Origin of the sequence: Paenibacillus sp. LjRoot56 (genome assembly GCF_964253335.1) — a bacterium.
GTDB classification, from domain to species: domain Bacteria; phylum Bacillota; class Bacilli; order Paenibacillales; family NBRC-103111; genus Paenibacillus_E; species Paenibacillus_E allorhizoplanae.
The window spans coordinates 1426475-1446043 of record NZ_CAXURV020000002.1 but is presented as its reverse complement, the minus strand read 5'-3'; the positions used below and the strand labels follow the sequence as shown (position 1 = coordinate 1446043).

The window sequence follows — 19569 nt, the reverse complement described above, 5'->3', positions numbered from 1 at the left end:
AACCTCTTTCTATCGGCAGTCAATTATTGATAGGAATACGAACGAGTTGTGATATATGGGGAGGATGCAACTGGAATAAGTGTTAAATCAAGGGTTTGTTGAACGCAAAAAACAAGCACCGCTATTCGCTCGGTACTTGCTCTCATGTACGCTATTACTCGAATTTGAAGCTCGTTCTAATTTTACTAATTTGGTCCGTCATTGCACGAAATTCGGCTGTTAGCTTCTCGTCATGGGGATTATACTCTACGTCTCCTGGGGGGAATAAGAGAAACACCTGGTCCGCATCTTCGCCTAACTTGTATACTTGACCAATTCCCTTCGTGGTAGCACCATTTGCAAGCCAATCTCCCTTTGACCATATGGAAATGCTAAAGATCACACCACCGAACGCTTTATTCGCCTTATTAATAAAAAGGTAGTTCACACGCTCAGATTCATCATCTTTCCGCTCAACGACCTCGTATTTCCCCTCCCAACTAGACGGGATCGCGAGTGTGAAACGATAGCTTGAATTTCTGTATAGCATAGTAGGAGCATCACTCATTATTCGGTGATTGATTGCACCAATATGAAGGTAAACCGCATCGTAATTATTGAAATCTCCCTCTCCCTCGGTTACAAACGTTTGGGCATCTACGCCGAAATTATTTCCCGAAATGACGGCTTTGCCTATTTCCTGATTATCTTCATTGTAAAAAGACAATCCCGCTCCGACCATGTTAAGACTGTTTCCTACGCCTTCAAATTTCAATTGACCTGTCACTTTGGTTTGATTGCCTTCTTTGGTTAGGATTAAATTTCCCACAGAGATATTAGCGTAATCTGGATCTTTGATGTCTAACGGCTTATTTTTAACGACAATTTTTTGAGATTCTGCATCATAATCAATCGTCGCTCCCAAATTTTCAGCTACAAAGCGAATGGGTACATAAGCATGCCCATCCACATTCAGAATCTGATAGTCACTATCCATCTTAACTTGACTGCCATTGATCTCAAAGCTAGCTGGAAACAATAACGCTTGAATCGTATCTGAAGCGAAGGCAACAGATGAGCCTGCAAGCAGCAGGCCACACCCCAGACCTAACATATATTTCTTCATGGTTGACTCCTCCCAAACGCATCTATTCCATATTTTAACAATGATAACTCATTAGACGCACCATCTTCGAAATTGTTTCAAAATAAAAAAGCCGAGCATCTTACGCTCGACTTTATCTCCCTTATTGGAGTTGATTGATGACTGCCGTCCACTTATCACTTTCCCAGGCCACTTGCGCGCCAAGTGCTTCGGTAGCAAATCGTAGGGGTACATACGTAGAACCTTCTGCGGATATAAAAGGCGCATTCGAAAGTGCCTGCCATGTTCCGTTAACTAGCGCTTGTTTCTTCCCAATTGGCAAAACAATCGTTTTTGATCCTTTCACAATCGTAACCTCTTGACGGGTTCCCTCCCAAATCACTTTGGCTCCCATCGCTTCAAATACGCCACGAAGCGGGATGAACGTGCTTTCGCCAATGATTTTGGCCTTAGGAGAAACGTCGATGTAAGTCCCATTGATACGAATACCAACATCATTCGACGTAAATTTCTTTGGCTGGTCCGATTTGACCGGATTCCCTTTGTGTTCTGTAGATGGCGCAGCTGGGTTTTCTACCGTTGTAAAAGACCATGAGTTATTCTCAACAGTTACCGTATACGTTTCTCCATAAGCAAGCTCATATTTCGGAATGATATGCCAAGCGTTCGTATCGCCGAGCTCTTGCTTTAATTTGTAAATCTCAACAGGTTCATCTTGACTATTCGTCAGCGAGGCAGTTACATCCGACTTATCTTGAGCTACCCCTGCGTATGTAATAAAATAACCTGATTTCTCCAAATCAAATTGTTCCAACGGATTCGGTATCTCGAAACCATAAAATCCAATCGGTACACCCGTCTGTCCATCGTAAGGATAAACACCCGTTCCTGTATGGGTGAACCATTTCTTAGCAGGGTTTAAGACAAGTGCATGTTTATTATACCCTACGCCTAGTAGTGACATGTCCGGAAGTATCAAACTCGATCTATGAAGCGGAGCATCCAGCAAAGACTGCACGCCATCCTCCGGCGAATCGGTCGTAAACGAAACATCCTCAAATACTCCGAATTTATTTGTATCAAAACCTGTCGCGGCTGCCCGATCCCAGGGAAGTTTGCCTGAGAACCCTTGCTTACTTGGTATTTCTGTGTGGCCATTCTCTTTATTGATTTGAAGATAATTCGCATGTTTTCCCGCAGCTGTTGTGAGTGAAGGATCTAATTCCATCAATGGAATGCCCATATGAGCTCTGACGTCATTCAAATAGTCTAAGGCAGCGCTCTGATCGTTGTTACCTGCTGCAAGTGCACTGAAGTTCCCGATTACCATGGATACCCCAGCAAGTACTGTTGCTAGCTTAATACTCTTTTTCAACCAATTGTTCATTGTACCTCCGTAACACACGGTTTGATTTCCACGAATCATTCCTTTTCGACAAAATCCCTCCCAATTCCTGCAAAAGAAGATGAAAAAGACAGATCATACGTGCGAATCTGTCTTTTCACAAAGCTTACTTTGGCTATCTTACCTCCAAAGGTGCCGGGGGACCTCGAGATAGTCGATTATTTCGACTATCTCACCTCTAAAGGCGCCGCTTTCCTTCGAGATAGTCGATTATTTCGACTATCTCAGCCTTAAATAAGGGCTAAGCTTCGCTTACCCCAAAACCCAAAACATATAAATTCTGGCGCTTATAAAAAGGCCACCGAGATCATACTCGGCAGCCCTATAAATTTATTATTCAATTTTGGAATAGAGATTTGTTTTGCCCTAAGAAATGTACCTACCAGCCCATTCGATCTTTTAGTGATGCGATCTGAGCAATGTGATGTCGATCATGCCAAACAAATCGTTGCAGCGCAACTTCCAAACTTATCACACCAAGGACAGGGCTCGTAAAAGACTTCGATAAATCCGCTGGATCTAATGAACGGAGCACAGCTACAAATCGAATATGTATGGATTCCAATAGTTGAATCGAAGCTTCAATAGGTACCTGATAATCACTCAAATCTGCCCATAAATCTTCCCGATATGTGCTTGCAACGGGGCTATCCTCTGTCAGGGCTCGCTTGAAACGCAGAAAAGCATTCATATCATTGTCCGCCATATGGTGAACGACTTGTTGAACCGTCCAACCACCTGGACGATATGGCGTTAAACGTTGTTCCTGGTTGAGGTTTAAGACAGTTATCCGCAAAAGATCAGCTGTCTCCGCAACGTCCGTCACCCATTTATCCCGATTCGCTTGTGTTGGCTGCTCGATCCGCTCGAATCTCCCAATCGGGTATCGCAGTTGTTCCATAACGTCTGCCTTCCTCTCTTAGTCCAATCTAACCGCTTTATCCGGATCTCTTAAATAATCAAACATACTTGTCACTTGAGCAATCGTATTCCGTTCTGCTGATAATTCAGGTAGTTCATTTTCACCGAAAAAGCGCACCTCACTCGTTTCCACGCCGACCAACGCTTCCCCGCCAATTATTTTGCAAAGAATAAACATTTTATAAATGTGATAGGGCTCAGGTGGATGGTTATGGAACTTTTTATCTAGAACAGCGAGCAATCTAACAGGCACCACATCAAGGCCTGCCTCTTCTCTGATCTCTTTCACAGCAACTTCCGAAGGTGAGTAGCCAATATCGGCCCAACCCCCAGGGAGCGCCCAAGCGCCATCTGCTTTTTCCTTCACAAGTAGTAGTTTATCCTCTTCAAAAACAACGCCTCGAATATCCACCTTCGGTGTTGCGTACCCGGTTTCATTGGCAAAGCTAAGGTTAATTGTATCCTTGCCCACCACAGTGTACGTATCCAGAATATCAACACTTATTTCCCGAAGCGCCTGGAAACGTTCCAGATCGTAGACATCCTTCGAATACGTTAAACCAATTTGGGCAATTGATTGAATTTGTTTGGCCCAATCTAACCATTTAAGGCTTGCATCACGTTCTGTCATCTCTTCACTCTCCTACCTTTCTCCCGATATATAACAAATGTGAGGAAACCCCTAACACCGATGGATCACGCGCTAGTCGAATGAGAAGTTCAATGAACATGTCCTTTTCCCCTCGATCCGTCCAATATTGCTTCTGCTCTTGCGATAACAAAGCCCCAAGATTGGAAGATCCAATCAGATCTAATGTCTCAAATCCTTGGCTTTCCATAAATGGTTTGATGTCTTCCACATTGTAATAATAAGCCCCCGTGAAACGACCTGCATCTGTATGATTAAAAGTACCTTCCTGTATAAAATGCTCAATAGCAGCCATATTGTCATTCGGTTTCCAAGCATTGGGGAATAGCAACGAAGTTAGCAGCATCCGCATCCGACTTTGAAAAGCGACAAACACGATGCCATCGTTCTTGGTCACCCGATATAATTCCCTTGCAGCAGCAACGCGATCCTCTTCTACTTGCAAATGATAAAGTGGTCCCAACATCAACGAAGCATCAAAGGTTTCATCTGATATCCCCTCTAAACTCGTGGCGTTCAACGCATGAAAGCCACTAAACATGTCTGATAAACCCAACTCACTTGCTTTCTCTTTCGCTAGCTTGACGAGATTAGGTGTAAGGTCGGTAAGCGTCACGTGATAGCCGAGTTTCGCTAATTCCATTGCGTATTTACCTGGTCCAGCCCCGTTATCTAGGACATGACCACCGCGAGGGAGATACTTCTTCATGTAGTGCCAATTTATCGTAAACTCAATAGGCTCGCGATCTAGTCTTCCCCATTCATCAAACTTGGCATAGTAATCGATCACATTCTTCATTCGTTGTTCCCTCCCTTATTGGAATGCCAAAAAACCCATCGCCTACAAAGAGGCGACAGGTTAAACCTTCGCGGTACCACTCTTCTTGATTCGTAACATGAATAGTTACAAATCCTCGAGACCCGATCACGGTGGTTAACCGTTAAGATCTACGAAACACTTCGATCTTACCGCTCAAGGGTGAGTTGGGGAAGCTATTGGCTGTCTTCCACCGAAGCGACAGCTCTCTGGACAATAGGTGTTCCTTACTAGTCCCAATCATTGCGTTTGGATATGTATGGAGTTGGATGTGATGTAAGTTTATATTCCCAATTACTTCCTGTCAATGGATTCTTTTTTCGACATTTTATCTACTTGAAATTACTGGTAAATAGAATTACTATGACCTTAGTCATATAATGACCGAGGTCATTTATTAGCGAGGTGATATTTGTACTTAGAGAAGTCCGCAAACAAGAGCTCAAGCAGCAACTATTTTTAAAAGCGATTGAGCTGTTCCAGGAGAAAGGTTACGACAATGTGACCGTTGAAGAAATTGCCTCATCCTGCGGCGTCGCTAAGGGAACCTTCTTCAACTATTTTCCCAAAAAGGAGCATATCCTTCTTCATCTCGGTCAATCACAAATTCAATTTATGAGCGAAATTGTCCAGAAACATCAAATCCCGAATCTTAGAGAACGTCTTCGACTGATCTTCAATGATCTGCTCTCCACCTATGTACAACATTCCGAATTGTTAAAGCTTACGCTATCCGAAACGATGAAGTCCGCCTTGCTTATGAAAGAAGAATCACCTAATATCCTCATTTTTCAACAGACCCTATGTCAGATCATTAATGAGGCTAAAGACTTACATGCGTTTCAAACACGTTGGGAATCGTCCATTATCGCTTCGGTTTTAGTCGGAATTTACTTTAATTCACTCCTCTCTTGGGCGATGATTCAATCTCAAGGTGAAGATCTCACCGTTATGTTTAACAAGCAAATGGATGTTATTTGGGAGGGGATTGAACAATGAGCTCATTTCTTGTTTATATATCAGCCACTTTTCTGGTGTTAATCAGCTTGATCCATGTGTATTGGGCATTTGGCGGCAGATGGGGCAGCCGTGAGGCGCTGCCGCAGACCAAAGATGGCGCTGCTTTATTCCTACCTCGTATGCCTGAGACACTAGCAGTTGCCGTATTGATGTTAGGCGTGTGTACCGTATTGGTTGCTCAGTCTGAAACGCTGTCATTCCTACAAGCAAACTCATTCACCAAGTGGTCATGTATCCTCTGTGGGAGTGTATTCTTCCTAAGAGCGATTGGAGATTTCAATTATTTAGGTTTTTTCAAAAGAGTCAAACACACTGCTTTCTCCTACTATGACACGCGATTCTATAGTCCTCTCTGTCTCTTCTTGGCATTCTCATTTCTACTAAGCGTTGTGTAAAAGTATGAAAAGCCACCTCTCATCCGTTAGATGATTGGTGGCTTTAGGTTGTGTAACCTATCGACGCTACAGATGTTCTTTCAATTGACCAATGATTTCCTCATATTCTTGTTCAGACAATTGCTTATTGTCAGCGGGATTCATTTCGAACATTTTACCCCACGTGTAGCCATCCTTATATTTCGGTACAATATGGAAATGTACGTGTGGCATCGTATCGCCAAAGGCGCCATAATTAATTTTGTCCGGAGAAAAAGCACGTTCCACGGCAGCTGCAGCCTGCGCTACATCACGCATGTATGCATCCTGATTCTCTTGAGACAAGTGAAAGAATTCGGTATGATGCTCGTTCAAAGCAACAATACAGCGGCCCTTATACGTCTGTTCTCTAAATAAGTACAAGGTTGATACACGCAATTGTCCAATTTCAATCATCAAATTCGCTAATGCCTCGTTCTTGCTGCAATAATTACATACTGGGGTCATGGTGGAAGTCTCCTATTCTAGCGATTAGTAAATGGATAACATTACTAGTATCATAGCATAATTCACATAGGAGCAGATACAATTCCTATTAGGAACAGTACGGCTCCGCCAGCTTCTTAACGCGCTCAATACCATCCCACATGTCACCAGGACCATCATAAACAAGTGTAAGCGGCCCTTCATAACCAGACTGCTTGGCGATGTTTAAGCAGCGAATAAATTCAGCTTCATCAGGATCTCCCGCGGCATTGGTTTGCGCTTTCGCATGAATGGATTCACTAAGTGGAATCGTTTGGACTAACTCATCGAATTTCTGTTCGCCTTTGAAATTCCCGAAATCGGAGGTAAATCCAATAACATCTCCACATCCTTCCAAAATCGCAAGACAATTGTCGCCAGTTGAGGAGAGAGATTTGAAATTCTCTGTCACAACGCGAACGCCATGCTCCTTACCATATTGTCCTAACTCACGTAGTGCTTCGATCGATCGTGCCAACGCATCCCTGTCCGATGGATCCGCTTCACCTGCAATAATACGCACTCTTTCCGCTCCAGCCTGCGCCGCGACATCTATCCAACCTTTGATCCATGCGAGATCGGATTGTCTACGAACCTCATCTGAACTCGAGATATCTCCGTATTCAAGCAATAAGGTATAGAAACGAAGTCCCGCATCCGTAAATGCCCCTTTCAATGCTTTCAGATAAGTTTCACTCGTCTCTGGGAAATGAAAATGACACACTTCCAGTGAGCGGAATCCCTTCTCTGCTAACACGGCTGGTAATTCGAGCAAAGAAAGCAGTTCTGGTTGATCTTGAGCTTCCGTGAATTGTGTTTGCTTATTGTCGTCCCATCGAGTCCAACGCAAAGGACCTAAATTCCGATGTAAACTCCAACTCGTTAGCGATATAAACGGCATACCTACCATCCCTTCATTCCTCTATTTTGACATATCTTATCAAAGTGTTTTTGGAATCGCCATATTCGAAAACGCAACTAGATGTCTTATTGTGCTATTTTCTTAGCAAAAAAGCAGGCCGCCTCAGCGCCTGCTCTCCTCCCAACTATGTGATGCGATCCAAAAGCTCCGCTAACCGCTCATATGAATCCTGCATCCCTTGCTCCATGCCTGAATGCAGCATGCCGTCTCGATCAGCGACCGATTGGAACACAGATTCCATCACTAGCTTAGTCTTGCCGCCTTCGAGTTCTTCGAATTTAGCCGTTTCTAGGATAACATGTCCCTTCTCTGGAAGTCCCTCAAACTCAAATGTTTGAATAATTCGTTCTGGCTCAGTAACTTCATGATACACCCCACGGAACGCATATTCATTTCCTTGGCTATCCAGATGTATATAGCGCCAGTTGCCACCGCTTCTCGGCTCAAAAGTGTCCAATTTCATCGTTAGATTCCGGGGTCCAAGCCATTCCACGATCAGCGCCGCATCCGTAAACGCTTTAAACACTAACTCTCGCGGCGCATTGAATACGCGTGTCATACAGATCTGCTGACCTCCAGGCTCATAGGTAAGAATCGCTTCATTCTCGATCATAACCGTTCACTTTCCTTTCATCGAAGTACCATGTCACTATCATAAACGAATTCACCATCGAGTTCCAAACATGCCACTTTTTACAAGGTGATCTGTCCAAAAGCTTCCTTCCCATTATATCCCTAGTTCATTGTGCTTTCTTCGTGTAAATAGAACGATACCAATCACCATGACACACGCCATAGATAGCCAAGAGCTATAAAGGAAAACTTGTCTCATTCCATACGCAGCGCTCATGAAACCGCCTAAGAAGCTGCCGATAATACGCGCAGCCCCTAGGCTAAGTAAGCCATTCAGGGTTTGCCCGCTAGCCTTCCATTCCGCTGGTACTTCGCGATTAATGATGGTGGCAATCGTAACGGATAGTACGATAAAGATGACGCCATGCAAGACTTGAACAGGTAATAACCAGTGCGCTACTTCAATCTGAGAGAATAAGTACCACCGTAAGGATGACGCTAAGGCTGCAACGAGTAAAATGATCGAGATGGGAACTCGCTTCAATATTTTTGCCGAAAATAATAAAAAGGGCAGCTCACTTAAAGACGAGATGGTCATTGACCAGCCTAACAGTACACTATCTCCACCCATTTGCTTGAAATAAATCGGAAAGAAAGCATAATAATACCCAAGCGTAATTTGGATAATAAAATTCATGCCTATGTAAAACATGAGTTTGCCATTTTTGAACAGCTCACGGAATTTCCGCCCCATCACATTCGCTGGTCGCCCAGCGGCAGCAGGAAATTGCCATAAACAAAGCAAAGCGGCAAACATCGTACAGGCGTAAACCAGGAACATGGAATTGATATAAGACTTGGCAACGAATCCGAAAAGGAGTGACATTATAGCGAAGCCTACGGTTCCTCCCAGCCGAATTAAACCAAAGCTCCATGTGGGCTGCCGATCTAATTCCTCTAAGGTAATCGCATCACTTAACGCAAATATGGAGGTCTGGAAAAAAGTAAATATGCAAATGATGACAAGTATAAAGAGAAATTGATGCGAGATCGGGAAGAATAGAATCGAAATACCGCTGCCAATAATTAATAATCGCAAGATGTGATTCTTTGTTTTGGCACGGTCCCCTAACGCTCCCCATACAGGTTGACCAATCATGGCAATCAAGGGTCCGAGACTAAGTAGAACTCCAATCTGCTCCTGAGAAAACTTCGCGTTGTTAAGATACACCGGCATGAAAGTTCCATAAACCGCGTTACCCATATAAATGACGACATAAAATAATACAAATGCATTCAGTTTCGTAGCTGTTCCCTTCTTTCATCTGTGATTGCTAAACGATGCCTACCCGCATGCGGTATCCAAATAAGATGGATCGTTGTTCACCAGCGAATACGTTCTCCACTAACTGGCGAAACGCTGCTGCCTCTGCCTCAAGCTCTTTCGCACCTAACTTTATCGCAGATTGTAAGCTGCCCTGGCTTAACGCGAGGTTGGCATACCGTGTTGCATCGCAAGACTCCCAATTATGAAACACAATTTCTCTTGCATAGCGGAATAAGCCCGATGATTGAATTTGTTTCAAATGCTCGTCCTTGTTCCATTTGTGCGCTTGCTCATGCTTCGGTGCCAGCTCAACAGCCCGCTTATCACCTAGCGACGTAAGCTTCATATATTGCTGCTCAATTTCCCAATCAATGACAGGCGGCCAATCACAATCATACGCGGCGAAGACACCGCCTGGGCGAAGGATCCGCGCGAATTCACGCAAAGTACTTTGCGGCTCCATCCAGTGAAACGATTGTGAACATGTGACAATGTCTGCAGAATCGGAAGGCAGCCCCAGTTCATGAGACAATCCGTTAACGAATTGAATAGCATCTGGCTTGTTCAACCTCTCCCATTTGGCTAGTGCTACTGCGCGCATATCATCACTGGGCTCAACGCCGATGATTCGCTCTGCATCATTCAACCAGATAAACGAAGATAACCCTGTGCCACAGCCTACATCTACAACGGTTTGGGGGTTGCCTCCCAAATAAGAGGTCAAAATCTTAATCAATTCCCGCGGCGCTGTTGGTCGGCTTTCATCATACAACGCACCGAATCCGGCAAATCGTTGTACATTACTCGTGCGAATATGTTCAATCATAGATTCCCTCCCCTGAGTGGTCACAAAAAAAGCTCAACCAAAGGATGAGCTTCTACTCTACTTATTTAACGTACATGAACGTGTAACCGTCCCTCTAGGTGAAGTATGCCTTTATCTTGGACGGCTTCCTTCGCGAGGACATTGATTCGTTTCAACCACTCTTCTGGCTTATAATTGTTAGTTGTTGCTTGGACTAATCGCTCTGCATGATCATAACAGGTGTCATAGCCACCTAATTTACGAATGACCTCAACATATTCGACAACAAGCTTTCGAGCACCTTGCGAGGTGTAACCGAAACTCTGAACAAGAGCATCAACAATTCCGCGTTCATACAGATTCAGCCGAACTTGTGTTTTCATAGTAGATCCACCTGCCTCCCGTAAAAATGTTATAACCAATAAACCGAAGGGATGCTTCCCACTTCTCCGAGGAAAATACCACTTGATTACCAAGACGCAACGCATCCAATTTCCGACCGCGTGTGTTGCGTAATATTTGATCATAAAACCAATGTACATCTCTATTTAATTGTACTGCTTCTTCAATAATTCGTCCAGTATCACCATCCGCCATTGGGCCTATAATGATATCCGGATGTTTGTGACACGGGTCATCTTCTCCCTTATTCATAACACTGCGATGCGACATGACAAATTGAGCCCATGCTAATGAATCACTTAGAAAAATGAGCGGCTCCATCTTCGCAGGAATCGAGATTAGCTCAATCTCAAGCACACAGGCAAGCTCATGCCCCATAATCGATCGAGCAGCTGCCTTACGTGCCCAATTTCGCGCCTGCGCTGCTGAGATAGTTGTATAAAATCCTTCGCCGAAATCACGGCCAGGTCGCCAATACCTGCTATCCAATAATTTATCTTGGAAAAGGTTGACGAGATTATCGGTTGTTCCATGATATAAACGTTGTGGTGTTATTATATCCATTTCGCTTTCCTCTGAAACCCCTTTCCCAACTAAATAGGCTAGTAAGCACCACGAATATGAGCGTGAACGTCAGTCGCATAGAAGCTCTTCAGACGAACCAGCTCTTCCGAAGTGAACGCAGGAACTTCAAGGGTAGCTAGATTATCTTCAATCTGCTTGACGTTCTTGAAACCAGGGATAATACAAGTAATGTGCGGATTCTCCAAAATCCAGCGCATCGCAGCGCGTGCCATGTTGCCACGACCTTCGCTAATCCAAGCCAGTTCCTGTGCGAGTTCTACCCCTTTCGCAAATGGCAGTCCTGCAAACGTCTCACCAACGTTAAATTGGTCTCCATTCGCATTGAAATTCCGGTGATCATCCGCTGCAAAGGTGCTAGATGTCGTGAATTTCCCTGTTAGTAAGCCGCTGGCCAGTGGTAGCCGAACCAGAATACCTACCCCAGCAGCATTCGCTTGCGGAAAGAGGAGGTCTGCAGGTTTTTGACGGAACAAATTAAAAATCACTTGCAGCGCTTTGACACCAGGAACAGTAAGACAGAACAAACCTTCCTCCACTGTCTCAACGCTCACGCCATAGTGGCGAATTTTACCCTCCGCTTTCAATTTCTCAAGCACCTCGAAGACAGAACCATCCTTTAAGATTGCAAGCGGTGGACAGTGAATTTGATACAGATCAATTCGCTCCCGATTTAACCGTTTCAGGCTGTTTTCCGCAAATTGGCGAACCGCTTGCTCCGAGTAAGTCGCAAGGTCATGAATATCACCCGAACGGCAAAACTTCGTGGCAATGTGTATCTCATCTTCTTTCCCTTTCGTCGCTTTCGCAAGGAGCTCTTCGGCATGACCCGAGCCATATACATCCGCTGTATCAAAAAAGTTCACACCTGCCTCCATAGCACGGTGTAAGCCTCGAATAGATTCATCGTCATTCGCCTCACCCCAGCCTCCACCAATAGCCCAAGTACCGAAGCTAACCTCACTAATTCGAAGTTCTGTATCACCAAGTTGACGGTATTTCATCATTCTCACTCCTTCTATGTAGATGTCATAAACCTACTTCTACTGATTTCATCTATCACCATTTCGCCATAGGATAAGTGGAAACCTCCCTATTTATGCAAAAAAAAGGAGTCCGCTTATGACGGAACCCCATGGTCGATGGTGAAACGAGAGACTAACGCTTGCGTTTATTGTAGCCCTTCTCTTCGTACGGCTCCAGCTTTTCGAGCCATAATTCAAGTAATGCATCAACTTCAGCTCGATAGCTTTTCAACTCCGCGGCATCCAAGATGATTTCTTCCCGAGGCTCGATGCGATCTAGCACCTCAAACACGAACGATTGGCCACCGAACGTCGCCCAGTCCTTCTGTAACTCATTAAATGTATTGGTATTCATCTGCTTGCAAAATTCAAGCCGATTCTTCATGCCATCGAGATCCATACTGCCGTTTACAAGTATTTTATCGTTCTGGGTATTGCGAATTTGATAAACACCCATGGCACGAAACGTTTGTTTATAATTGGTCGCAAGCTCCTTCTTTTTCTGTTTGTCTAACATGTTGATTAATACCCCATTTCTTTTAAAATCCTGGAAAGCGTACTTAAACGTTCTCCAATCAACTCTCCGTCATCACTTAACGCTTGACTGAAAAGCTTGATATCTTCATTAATTTTCTCATTATCGGTACATACACCTACGGTCATCGCATCCCCTTGCAGGCCGATTCTGTCGATTACAGGATTCTCGGCATTATACCCGTTCTCATACCGATATGCGTCCTCTTGGAAATGCAGCTTCGTACGACACACGAGGATTGCTAGATCCAACACACGGTGTAAAGGGAGCTCTTCGGATTGGCGTGACCATTTCTCGCCTGTATAGCGCCATACTTTAGCCGAGATATCAACCTTTCCTCTGTCGTTCCACTGAGCTAGACCTAAGGAAAGACCTTGTGTGTCCGTGTTTTGCGTATATCTACCATCAATATTGGCATAGTTCTCAGCTACGATTACAGGCTTATGTTTGAGTGTTGTTGGGATTTTCATTATGATTCCTCCATGATTGAAATAAGTTTTTACGTTTTAGTAATTTACTAATTTACTAAATATAGATCCGATGAATGAAGTATACCGCAGCTTCTTTTTCAAGTCAATGGATGCCTGTAGGTAGCGGTAAGACAGATCCTAGGAAATCTGAACAAAAAAAACACAGAACCACCCCAACAGGGAAGCACTGTGTTTTATTTCTGCCTATCTGCTATGCTCTACCAGGTATCCGTTTCGTGGTCTCCGCAAGCTCGCATGCGTCTGGCATCATGCTGCCTGACGTCATTTTCGCATCAATCACATCTATGATCATTTGTAAGGAATTAATCTGATGTTGGATATTCTCCCTATGCTGCTCCAGCTTGACTTGTAGATCTGGATGCTCAGTCAAATCGGAATCATAAGTTAGACCTAGAAACGGCTTCATCTCGTCCAACGACATCCCTGTCTTCTTCAGACAAGTGATTAGCTGCATGACTTGAAGATCTTCCGGACGATAAATACGATGACGATTCTTCTTCCGATCCGCCTGAGGTAACAGTCCAATTTTTTCATAGTATCGAATCGTATCTTCAGATAAAGCGGATTGCTCCGCTGCTTCTTTAATTGAAAAACCTGCCGCCTCACTCATGAATCTCCAACTCCCTTTATGTACATTGACTTCATTATAAAACTTGGAGTTAACTCGAAGTCAATACATAATAATTTAATCCATATAGGGTTGACTTGAAGTCGACTCCAAGTTGTATAGTCAAATCCATACAAACATACATGCTTTTGAATATGGAGGAGAGAAAACATGAATACGAATTTATCAGGTAAAATCGTCCTCATTACAGGCGCCAGCAGCGGGATAGGGTTGGCTTTAACTCACCAGTTGCTGCTAGAAGGTGCACAGATCATTGCGCTGATTCGCACAGGATTCCCTAAAGACGATACAGCGATTCAAGCAGCAATAGGAACGCGACAATTGCGTGTCTATCAAGCGGATTTAAGTGATTTTACAAGTTTAAAGGTAGCACTAGAGCAAATTAAAAACAATGAAACGAAAATTGATCTCCTTTACAACAATGCAGGTGGCAGCTTCCCCGAACTCATGTTATCAAAGCAAGGTCGAGAACTGCATTATGAACTACAAACCGTCGTACCCTATATCATCACGATGGAGTTAATGGCGCTTTTGAAGAAGGGGACACTGAAACGAGTCGTGCATACCTCCACTAACGCGTTCAAAACAATGAAGCGATTTGACCCTGAGACATTAGATCACCCCGCGCAATTTAAAATGTTGTTCGGCCCCTACGCGGCGTCTAAACTCGCGCTATCCTTATGGACGCAAGAACTCGCTCCCCATCTCGCCCTAGAAGGGATTAAGATGATCACTGTTGACCCTGGCGGCAATAATACAATGCGCAAAGGCAAACAATCGGGCATTCCCTTCTATCTCAAGCCGATCATCCGTTTATTTTTTCCACATCCTAGCAAAGGGGCCTCACTGCTCTATCAAGGTGCCCTAGGTGAACATATACCTGGTGCTTATCTGACGAATAACAAGCCTGTAGAGTTGAAATTCATCCAACATGCACCAAGGGTACTTGAGAAAGTTCGTACCATTTACGAGTATATGTATAAAGAAGTTGGGAAATAATGAGTAGACGCGAACGGCGTTGTCTATACAGAAAAACTCCTGCAATCGTGCTTGACTAGCACTTTTGCAGGAGTTTTTCCTACTTTACTATAAGTCCTGACGTAGTCGAATCATATCGCGGCACTGAATACCATTTTCAAAAATAGGTTCCTTATAATGCCTAGTAAAGAAATCGAGATCCACGCCATAAATACGAAATCCGCACTTCTGATAGAGACTCAACTGTTGGACACCAGAATTGCCTGTGCCGATCTCTATCGTCTTATAATTTAACGTTCTTGCCGTTTCCACCGCATGTTTCACGAGTTCCTTGCCATAGCCACGGCCTTGTTTCTTTGTTATCACCGCGATATTCACCAGTTCTACCGTCTTCGGTCTTGTCGGGAGCAACAAATATGCACCGACAATTTCATGATTCTCCTCTAAGACGAAACATTTGCTTTGATACACATAAGATTCCACCATCGCAAGCTCTGGATCAGCTAAAAGAAATAAGTGAATCGGATACTCCTCGGTTAACTGTAATTCTCGAATTCGTATCATTCTGTGTGCCTCCATCCTATTATGATGTGGGTTTCAGAAGTGAAACTTGGCTTTAATCATCGCTGCGACATCCTCTGGACTTACACCTGTATTGTTGATTCGCATGTAATTCTCTTTGGTGATTTCACCAACTAGCGAGTTTAAACGATGCTTTTCCATGCTTTCTAGTAAATTCTGTTCCGATTGTGCAACATTTCGTTTGGTAGGCTTATGAGCGAGTCGATGAGGGGTTTTATTCTTGCGAAAACCCGAAATAGGGATGAAGGAGATCAATCGTCATGTGATTGTGAAAGAGCTTCAACGCGGTAGTTTCTTCAAGTGCGTGGCCGACTGTCATTTTACCAACAGCTTGCGGACCGAAAATAAGTACAAATTTCATCGCAGCACCTCACTATCGTTCATCCCTACTCCTATTTTATCATGCTTATTGGCCCTTTATTTGTATAAAATAAGTAAATTCAATCTTTCCGTGTTAGGCTAGATGCCCCCGACCAATAGAAAAACGGCCGCCCCGAGGCAGCCGCAACTTAATTATACGTTATTTTGAGGCCCAATTCTGCGGCACGCACCAGAGCTGCGTCAGAGAATTTCGGCTTTTTGTATTTAACTTCGAACTCTTCCTTCGTCAGTGGTGTCCAATTGAAATCTCGATTCTGGTACACCCACGTTTTCGTACCCCAATCCACATGAATGGTACGACTCGCGACCTTTTTCACTACACCAATTTCAAGAATGACACCTGTCTTACCAAAAAACTTCGCACAGTACTTCCCGACCATTTCACTCACTCGAAACATCCTCATTTCCATTAGTCAAATCACGTAGAATGCCAATTGCGATTTCAAAAGTATCCTCATCTGACTGAAATTCATCCAGAAAGGATTTTCTGAAAATTCGTTGGATCTCTTGTCCCAACCCGGCAACACTTATCTCTTCCATATGCTTAATTATATAAATGGTAACGCTGCGAGCTTCACCATCGTATTCATCGTCTTGACTTCCATTTTCTAGTAATTGAATCGGATCCCACTGATCCAGATGATACTTCACAACCCCAATGATCGGCGAAGGATCAAACGGTAAGGATGCTAAGTACTTATTCTCTTTCCTGATTTCATTCTTTATACTCCAGAGCATATAATTTATCTTGGTCTCTTGCGATACAGCACGAAATTCCACAGCGTTTGCCTCCTTAGTTGGACACCAGCTTAATCTGCTGATTCCGTCCAAACAGATCAATCCGCTGCAGTGTCGCCCTTAGCAGTTTATCATGTTAGCTGAAGGATGCCAACTTTTTATATTTAATTACATAAATCATTAATGGCATTAATTATACGCCTTCTCGTTTCAGCCAATCGATTTCTATTGTTATTTCTATCCTCCGGCTCCAACCAACCAAAGCCGTCCCCCTCATATCTCGGGAAAATATGAACATGCACATGACCTAAATCATTGAAAGTACCGCCATTTTGGAGGATCGTAACGCCATCTGGTTGATAGAGTGTTTTAATCACGCGTGACATTTTCATCACCGCTTTCAGCATGGCTGTTGATGTCTCTTCATCCATTTGCTCCAGTTCAGCCACATGACGCTTAGGAAGCAATAGAACATGTCCTTCATTTAACGGAGCGATATCTAAGAGACAGGTCAACCACTTATTCTCGTATACTACATGAGCTTGAACTTGTCCGTTCGCTAGCTGGCAGCCTAAGCACGTATCTTCCATCTTACACTTCCATCCTTTCAGAGCACAGTTTAGTGTTATTCGCTTCTTATCAATTCCATCCATCCATTGAAATTACCTGCCCAAACAAAAAACAGCCCCTCATAAGAGTGACTGCATAGCTAACCGCTCAAGTTGAATACGTATAAAATCCTTGCCCTGACTTACGTCCAAGTCGCCCCGCCTTCACGTATTTCCTGAGGAGCGGACAGGGTCGATATTTGGAATCCTTAAACCCTTCGTGGAGAATTTCCATGATTGATAAACAGGTGTCTAGCCCAATGAAATCAGCGAGCTCCAGCGGTCCCATCGGATGGTTCATCCCGAGCTTCATCACCGTATCTACAGCTTCAACCGTTGCTACTCCCTCATACACCGTAAAAATGGCTTCATTAATCATCGGCATGAGAATACGATTCGAAACGAATCCTGGAAAATCCTGCACCTCAACAGGTGTTTTACCAAGTTCTTTACTAAGCTGAAAGATGGCCTCGAAAACATTCTGGGACGTTTCCAGGCCACGAATAATTTCTATCAGCGGCATCACGGGAACCGGATTCATGAAATGCATCCCGATAACTTGCGAAGGACGCGTTGTCGCCGCAGCAATCTCAGTGATCGGCAACGATGACGTATTCGTTGCCATAATCACTTGAGGCGGACAGATCCCATCTAACTTCTGAAAAAGAGCTGTTTTCCAAGCCATATTCTCAGATATGGCCTCGATCACCAGATCCACCTGCGCAGCCTCTTCAATGTCTCCCGTTGGTTGAATGCGGCTAAGAATGCTTACTTTCGCTTCCTCCGTTAACCTCCCTTTCGCAACATTCCGATCTAATTGGTTGCTAATGACCAACATGCCCTTATCGATCAAAGGCATAGATAGATCATGCCAAAGTACCTTGCGGTCTGCAGAGGCGGCCACTTGCGCAATGCCACTTCCCATCTGCCCAGCCCCAATTACCATGATGGTTTGTATAGACATCGTTCATCGCTCCTACTGCTTCATTGAACCGCACTATCATAACCGAAATAGGATTCCCGGCTATTCCACACGAAGCAAGATCGCATCACCTTGCGCCGTACCGCTGCAGATCGCAGCAATCCCATAGCCACCGCCCATTCTGCGAAGCTCATGGATTAATGTGAGAATGATCCGTGTTCCGCTCGCGCCAATAGGATGACCGAGTGCAATGGCACCGCCATTAACGTTAACGCGCTGCGAATTCCACCCTAGCATACGCTCGCATGTGAGCACGACAGCGGCAAAAGCCTCATTCACCTCGAATCGATCAATTTGATCCAGTGTCACACCCGTTTGTTGCAGCAGTTTCCGAATCGCCAACGCAGGTGTCGTCGCGATATAGGGCGCTCGCTCGCCTACACTGGTATGGCCAAGTATCGTAGCGAGTGGACTTACGCCCTGTTCTAAAGCAGCTTCTCTCGCCATAACGACCAAAGCTGCTGCACCATCATTCACACCTGGTGCATTTCCGGCCGTAATGCTGCCTTGCTTATCGAATACAGGGACTAATCCGGCAAGCTTAGCTAAACTCGTATCCGCACGCGGTCCCTCATCACGATTCACAACATTTGCTCCAACTTGGACAGGTACGATTTCCTCTGCACTGAAACCATTGGACATCGCCTGTAAAGCTAATTGATGACTGCGTAAAGCCCACTCGTCCTGCTCCTGACGTCCAATCTTGTATTCAGCAGCAATGCGACTGCCATGAAGCACCATATGCACGCGTTCGAATGGACATGTCAGACCATCATGAATCATCAGGTCGATCAGTCGCTGTTCGCCCATCCGTGCGCCCCAACGCGCATGCGTCGCCAAATATGGCGCGTTGCTCATGCTTTCCATGCCGCCTGCCACAAGTAGCGATGCATCTCCTGCGCGGATGATTTGGTCGGCCATGGTCACACTGCGCAGCCCTGAAGCACACACTTTGTTGATTGTCTCCGACGTCACACTCCACGTCAGTCCCGCCCTGCGAGCCGCTTGACGCGAAGGAATTTGTCCTGCCCCCCCTTGCAGTACCATGCCCATTATGACTTCTTCGATCAATGAAGGATCCAGAGACGCGCGTCGTATGGCTTCCTTGATGACGATTCCCCCCAGCTCGACAGCTGAGACATCCTTCAACGCACCGCCAAACTTACCAAACGGGGTTCTCGCACCGCCAACAATGACGCTTTCTCGCATACACCT

At 44.6% G+C, this 19569-nt stretch carries 25 protein-coding genes, 1 pseudogene and 1 other annotated feature; of the genes and pseudogenes, 3 read left to right on the top strand and 23 right to left on the bottom strand.

What is annotated here, in order from left to right:
* Positions 1-154: 154 nt before the first annotated feature.
* The 5 genes from ACSQ8O_RS19040 to ACSQ8O_RS19020 form a co-directional block, all read right to left on the bottom strand.
* A complete protein-coding gene (locus ACSQ8O_RS19040; RefSeq protein WP_436242890.1) occupies positions 155-1105 on the bottom strand; it encodes a stalk domain-containing protein in 951 nt (316 codons plus the stop codon).
* A gap of 121 nt (positions 1106-1226) precedes the next feature.
* The gene (locus ACSQ8O_RS19035) at positions 1227-2471 is read right to left on the bottom strand and encodes a stalk domain-containing protein (RefSeq protein WP_436242889.1); all 1245 of its coding nucleotides are present in this window, start codon (positions 2469-2471) and stop codon (positions 1227-1229) included.
* A 397-nt stretch (positions 2472-2868) separates the two neighbouring features.
* Positions 2869-3390: a YfiT family bacillithiol transferase gene (locus ACSQ8O_RS19030; protein WP_436242888.1), complete on the bottom strand. Its 522-nt coding sequence runs from the start codon at positions 3388-3390 to the stop codon at positions 2869-2871.
* An 18-nt stretch (positions 3391-3408) separates the two neighbouring features.
* Positions 3409-4041 carry an NUDIX hydrolase gene (locus ACSQ8O_RS19025; protein WP_436242887.1) on the bottom strand — a complete coding sequence of 211 codons (633 nt, stop codon included), beginning with the start codon at positions 4039-4041 and terminating at the stop codon, positions 3409-3411.
* A gap of 4 nt (positions 4042-4045) precedes the next feature.
* Complete coding sequence (locus ACSQ8O_RS19020; RefSeq protein ID WP_436242886.1) at positions 4046-4858, bottom strand: class I SAM-dependent methyltransferase; 813 nt, start codon at positions 4856-4858, stop codon at positions 4046-4048.
* 45 nt (positions 4859-4903) lie between these two features.
* Positions 4904-5129, bottom strand: a binding site (T-box leader).
* 152 nt (positions 5130-5281) lie between these two features.
* Between ACSQ8O_RS19020 and ACSQ8O_RS19015 the strand changes: the two genes are divergently transcribed.
* Together ACSQ8O_RS19015 and ACSQ8O_RS19010 are read left to right on the top strand one after the other, a co-directional pair.
* Positions 5282-5875 carry a TetR/AcrR family transcriptional regulator gene (locus tag ACSQ8O_RS19015; protein ID WP_436242885.1) on the top strand — a complete coding sequence of 198 codons (594 nt, stop codon included), beginning with the start codon at positions 5282-5284 and terminating at the stop codon, positions 5873-5875.
* Positions 5872-6291 (top strand): DUF3995 domain-containing protein, encoded by a 420-nt coding sequence (locus ACSQ8O_RS19010; protein WP_436242884.1) that lies wholly within the window; start codon positions 5872-5874, stop codon positions 6289-6291. Before ACSQ8O_RS19015 ends, ACSQ8O_RS19010 begins: the two co-directional genes overlap by 4 nt.
* 66 nt (positions 6292-6357) lie before the next feature.
* On the opposite strand, the gene ACSQ8O_RS19005 is transcribed toward ACSQ8O_RS19010, so the two are convergent.
* The 11 genes from ACSQ8O_RS19005 to ACSQ8O_RS18955 form a co-directional block, all read right to left on the bottom strand.
* Positions 6358-6777 carry an HIT family protein gene (locus ACSQ8O_RS19005; protein WP_436242883.1) on the bottom strand — a complete coding sequence of 140 codons (420 nt, stop codon included), beginning with the start codon at positions 6775-6777 and terminating at the stop codon, positions 6358-6360.
* 88 nt (positions 6778-6865) lie between these two features.
* Positions 6866-7696 carry a sugar phosphate isomerase/epimerase family protein gene (locus ACSQ8O_RS19000; RefSeq protein ID WP_436242882.1) on the bottom strand — a complete coding sequence of 277 codons (831 nt, stop codon included), beginning with the start codon at positions 7694-7696 and terminating at the stop codon, positions 6866-6868.
* A 145-nt stretch (positions 7697-7841) separates the two neighbouring features.
* On the bottom strand, positions 7842-8330 hold the full coding sequence (locus tag ACSQ8O_RS18995) for an SRPBCC family protein (protein ID WP_436242881.1): 489 nt from the start codon (positions 8328-8330) through the stop codon (positions 7842-7844).
* 114 nt (positions 8331-8444) lie between these two features.
* Complete coding sequence (locus ACSQ8O_RS18990) at positions 8445-9590, bottom strand: MFS transporter (protein ID WP_436242968.1); 1146 nt, start codon at positions 9588-9590, stop codon at positions 8445-8447.
* 34 nt (positions 9591-9624) lie between these two features.
* The gene (locus tag ACSQ8O_RS18985) at positions 9625-10443 is read right to left on the bottom strand and encodes a class I SAM-dependent methyltransferase (protein WP_436242880.1); all 819 of its coding nucleotides are present in this window, start codon (positions 10441-10443) and stop codon (positions 9625-9627) included.
* A 65-nt stretch (positions 10444-10508) separates the two neighbouring features.
* Positions 10509-10805: a hypothetical protein gene (locus tag ACSQ8O_RS18980; RefSeq protein WP_436242879.1), complete on the bottom strand. Its 297-nt coding sequence runs from the start codon at positions 10803-10805 to the stop codon at positions 10509-10511.
* On the bottom strand, positions 10774-11388 hold the full coding sequence (locus ACSQ8O_RS18975) for a DUF3990 domain-containing protein (RefSeq protein WP_436242878.1): 615 nt from the start codon (positions 11386-11388) through the stop codon (positions 10774-10776). The genes ACSQ8O_RS18980 and ACSQ8O_RS18975 overlap by 32 nt, the downstream gene beginning before the upstream one ends.
* A 38-nt stretch (positions 11389-11426) precedes the next feature.
* Positions 11427-12410, bottom strand: coding sequence for an aldo/keto reductase (locus tag ACSQ8O_RS18970; protein ID WP_436242967.1), 984 nt, complete (start codon positions 12408-12410; stop codon positions 11427-11429).
* Between the two features lie 154 nt (positions 12411-12564).
* Positions 12565-12948 (bottom strand): GIY-YIG nuclease family protein, encoded by a 384-nt coding sequence (locus tag ACSQ8O_RS18965; protein ID WP_436242877.1) that lies wholly within the window; start codon positions 12946-12948, stop codon positions 12565-12567.
* Positions 12949-12953: 5 nt separating this feature from the next.
* Positions 12954-13436, bottom strand: a complete 483-nt coding sequence (locus tag ACSQ8O_RS18960) for a DUF6530 family protein (protein ID WP_056625300.1) — start codon at positions 13434-13436, stop codon at positions 12954-12956.
* 211 nt (positions 13437-13647) lie between these two features.
* A complete protein-coding gene (locus ACSQ8O_RS18955) occupies positions 13648-14067 on the bottom strand; it encodes a MerR family transcriptional regulator (protein ID WP_436242876.1) in 420 nt (139 codons plus the stop codon).
* Between the two features lie 168 nt (positions 14068-14235).
* On the opposite strand from ACSQ8O_RS18955, the gene ACSQ8O_RS18950 reads away from it, so the two are divergent.
* Entirely contained in the window at positions 14236-15084 is an 849-nt protein-coding gene (locus ACSQ8O_RS18950) for an SDR family NAD(P)-dependent oxidoreductase (protein ID WP_436242875.1), read from the top strand.
* 87 nt (positions 15085-15171) lie between these two features.
* Here the strand turns inward: ACSQ8O_RS18950 and ACSQ8O_RS18945 are convergent, their stop codons facing one another.
* From ACSQ8O_RS18945 to ACSQ8O_RS18915, 7 genes and pseudogenes are all read right to left on the bottom strand, one after another.
* Positions 15172-15624 carry a GNAT family N-acetyltransferase gene (locus ACSQ8O_RS18945; protein WP_436242966.1) on the bottom strand — a complete coding sequence of 151 codons (453 nt, stop codon included), beginning with the start codon at positions 15622-15624 and terminating at the stop codon, positions 15172-15174.
* Between the two features lie 36 nt (positions 15625-15660).
* A pseudogene (locus tag ACSQ8O_RS18940) lies at positions 15661-16006 on the bottom strand (hypothetical protein).
* A gap of 148 nt (positions 16007-16154) precedes the next feature.
* Positions 16155-16415, bottom strand: coding sequence for a hypothetical protein (locus ACSQ8O_RS18935; protein ID WP_056625290.1), 261 nt, complete (start codon positions 16413-16415; stop codon positions 16155-16157).
* The gene (locus ACSQ8O_RS18930; protein ID WP_436242874.1) at positions 16408-16806 is read right to left on the bottom strand and encodes a hypothetical protein; all 399 of its coding nucleotides are present in this window, start codon (positions 16804-16806) and stop codon (positions 16408-16410) included. The genes ACSQ8O_RS18935 and ACSQ8O_RS18930 overlap by 8 nt, the downstream gene beginning before the upstream one ends.
* Positions 16807-16928: 122 nt before the next feature.
* On the bottom strand, positions 16929-17354 hold the full coding sequence (locus tag ACSQ8O_RS18925; RefSeq protein ID WP_436242873.1) for an HIT family protein: 426 nt from the start codon (positions 17352-17354) through the stop codon (positions 16929-16931).
* A 127-nt stretch (positions 17355-17481) separates the two neighbouring features.
* Positions 17482-18336, bottom strand: coding sequence for a 3-hydroxybutyryl-CoA dehydrogenase (locus tag ACSQ8O_RS18920; protein ID WP_436242872.1), 855 nt, complete (start codon positions 18334-18336; stop codon positions 17482-17484).
* A 60-nt stretch (positions 18337-18396) separates the two neighbouring features.
* On the bottom strand, positions 18397-19563 hold the full coding sequence (locus ACSQ8O_RS18915) for an acetyl-CoA C-acetyltransferase (RefSeq protein WP_436242871.1): 1167 nt from the start codon (positions 19561-19563) through the stop codon (positions 18397-18399).
* Between the last annotated feature and the right edge of the window lie 6 nt (positions 19564-19569).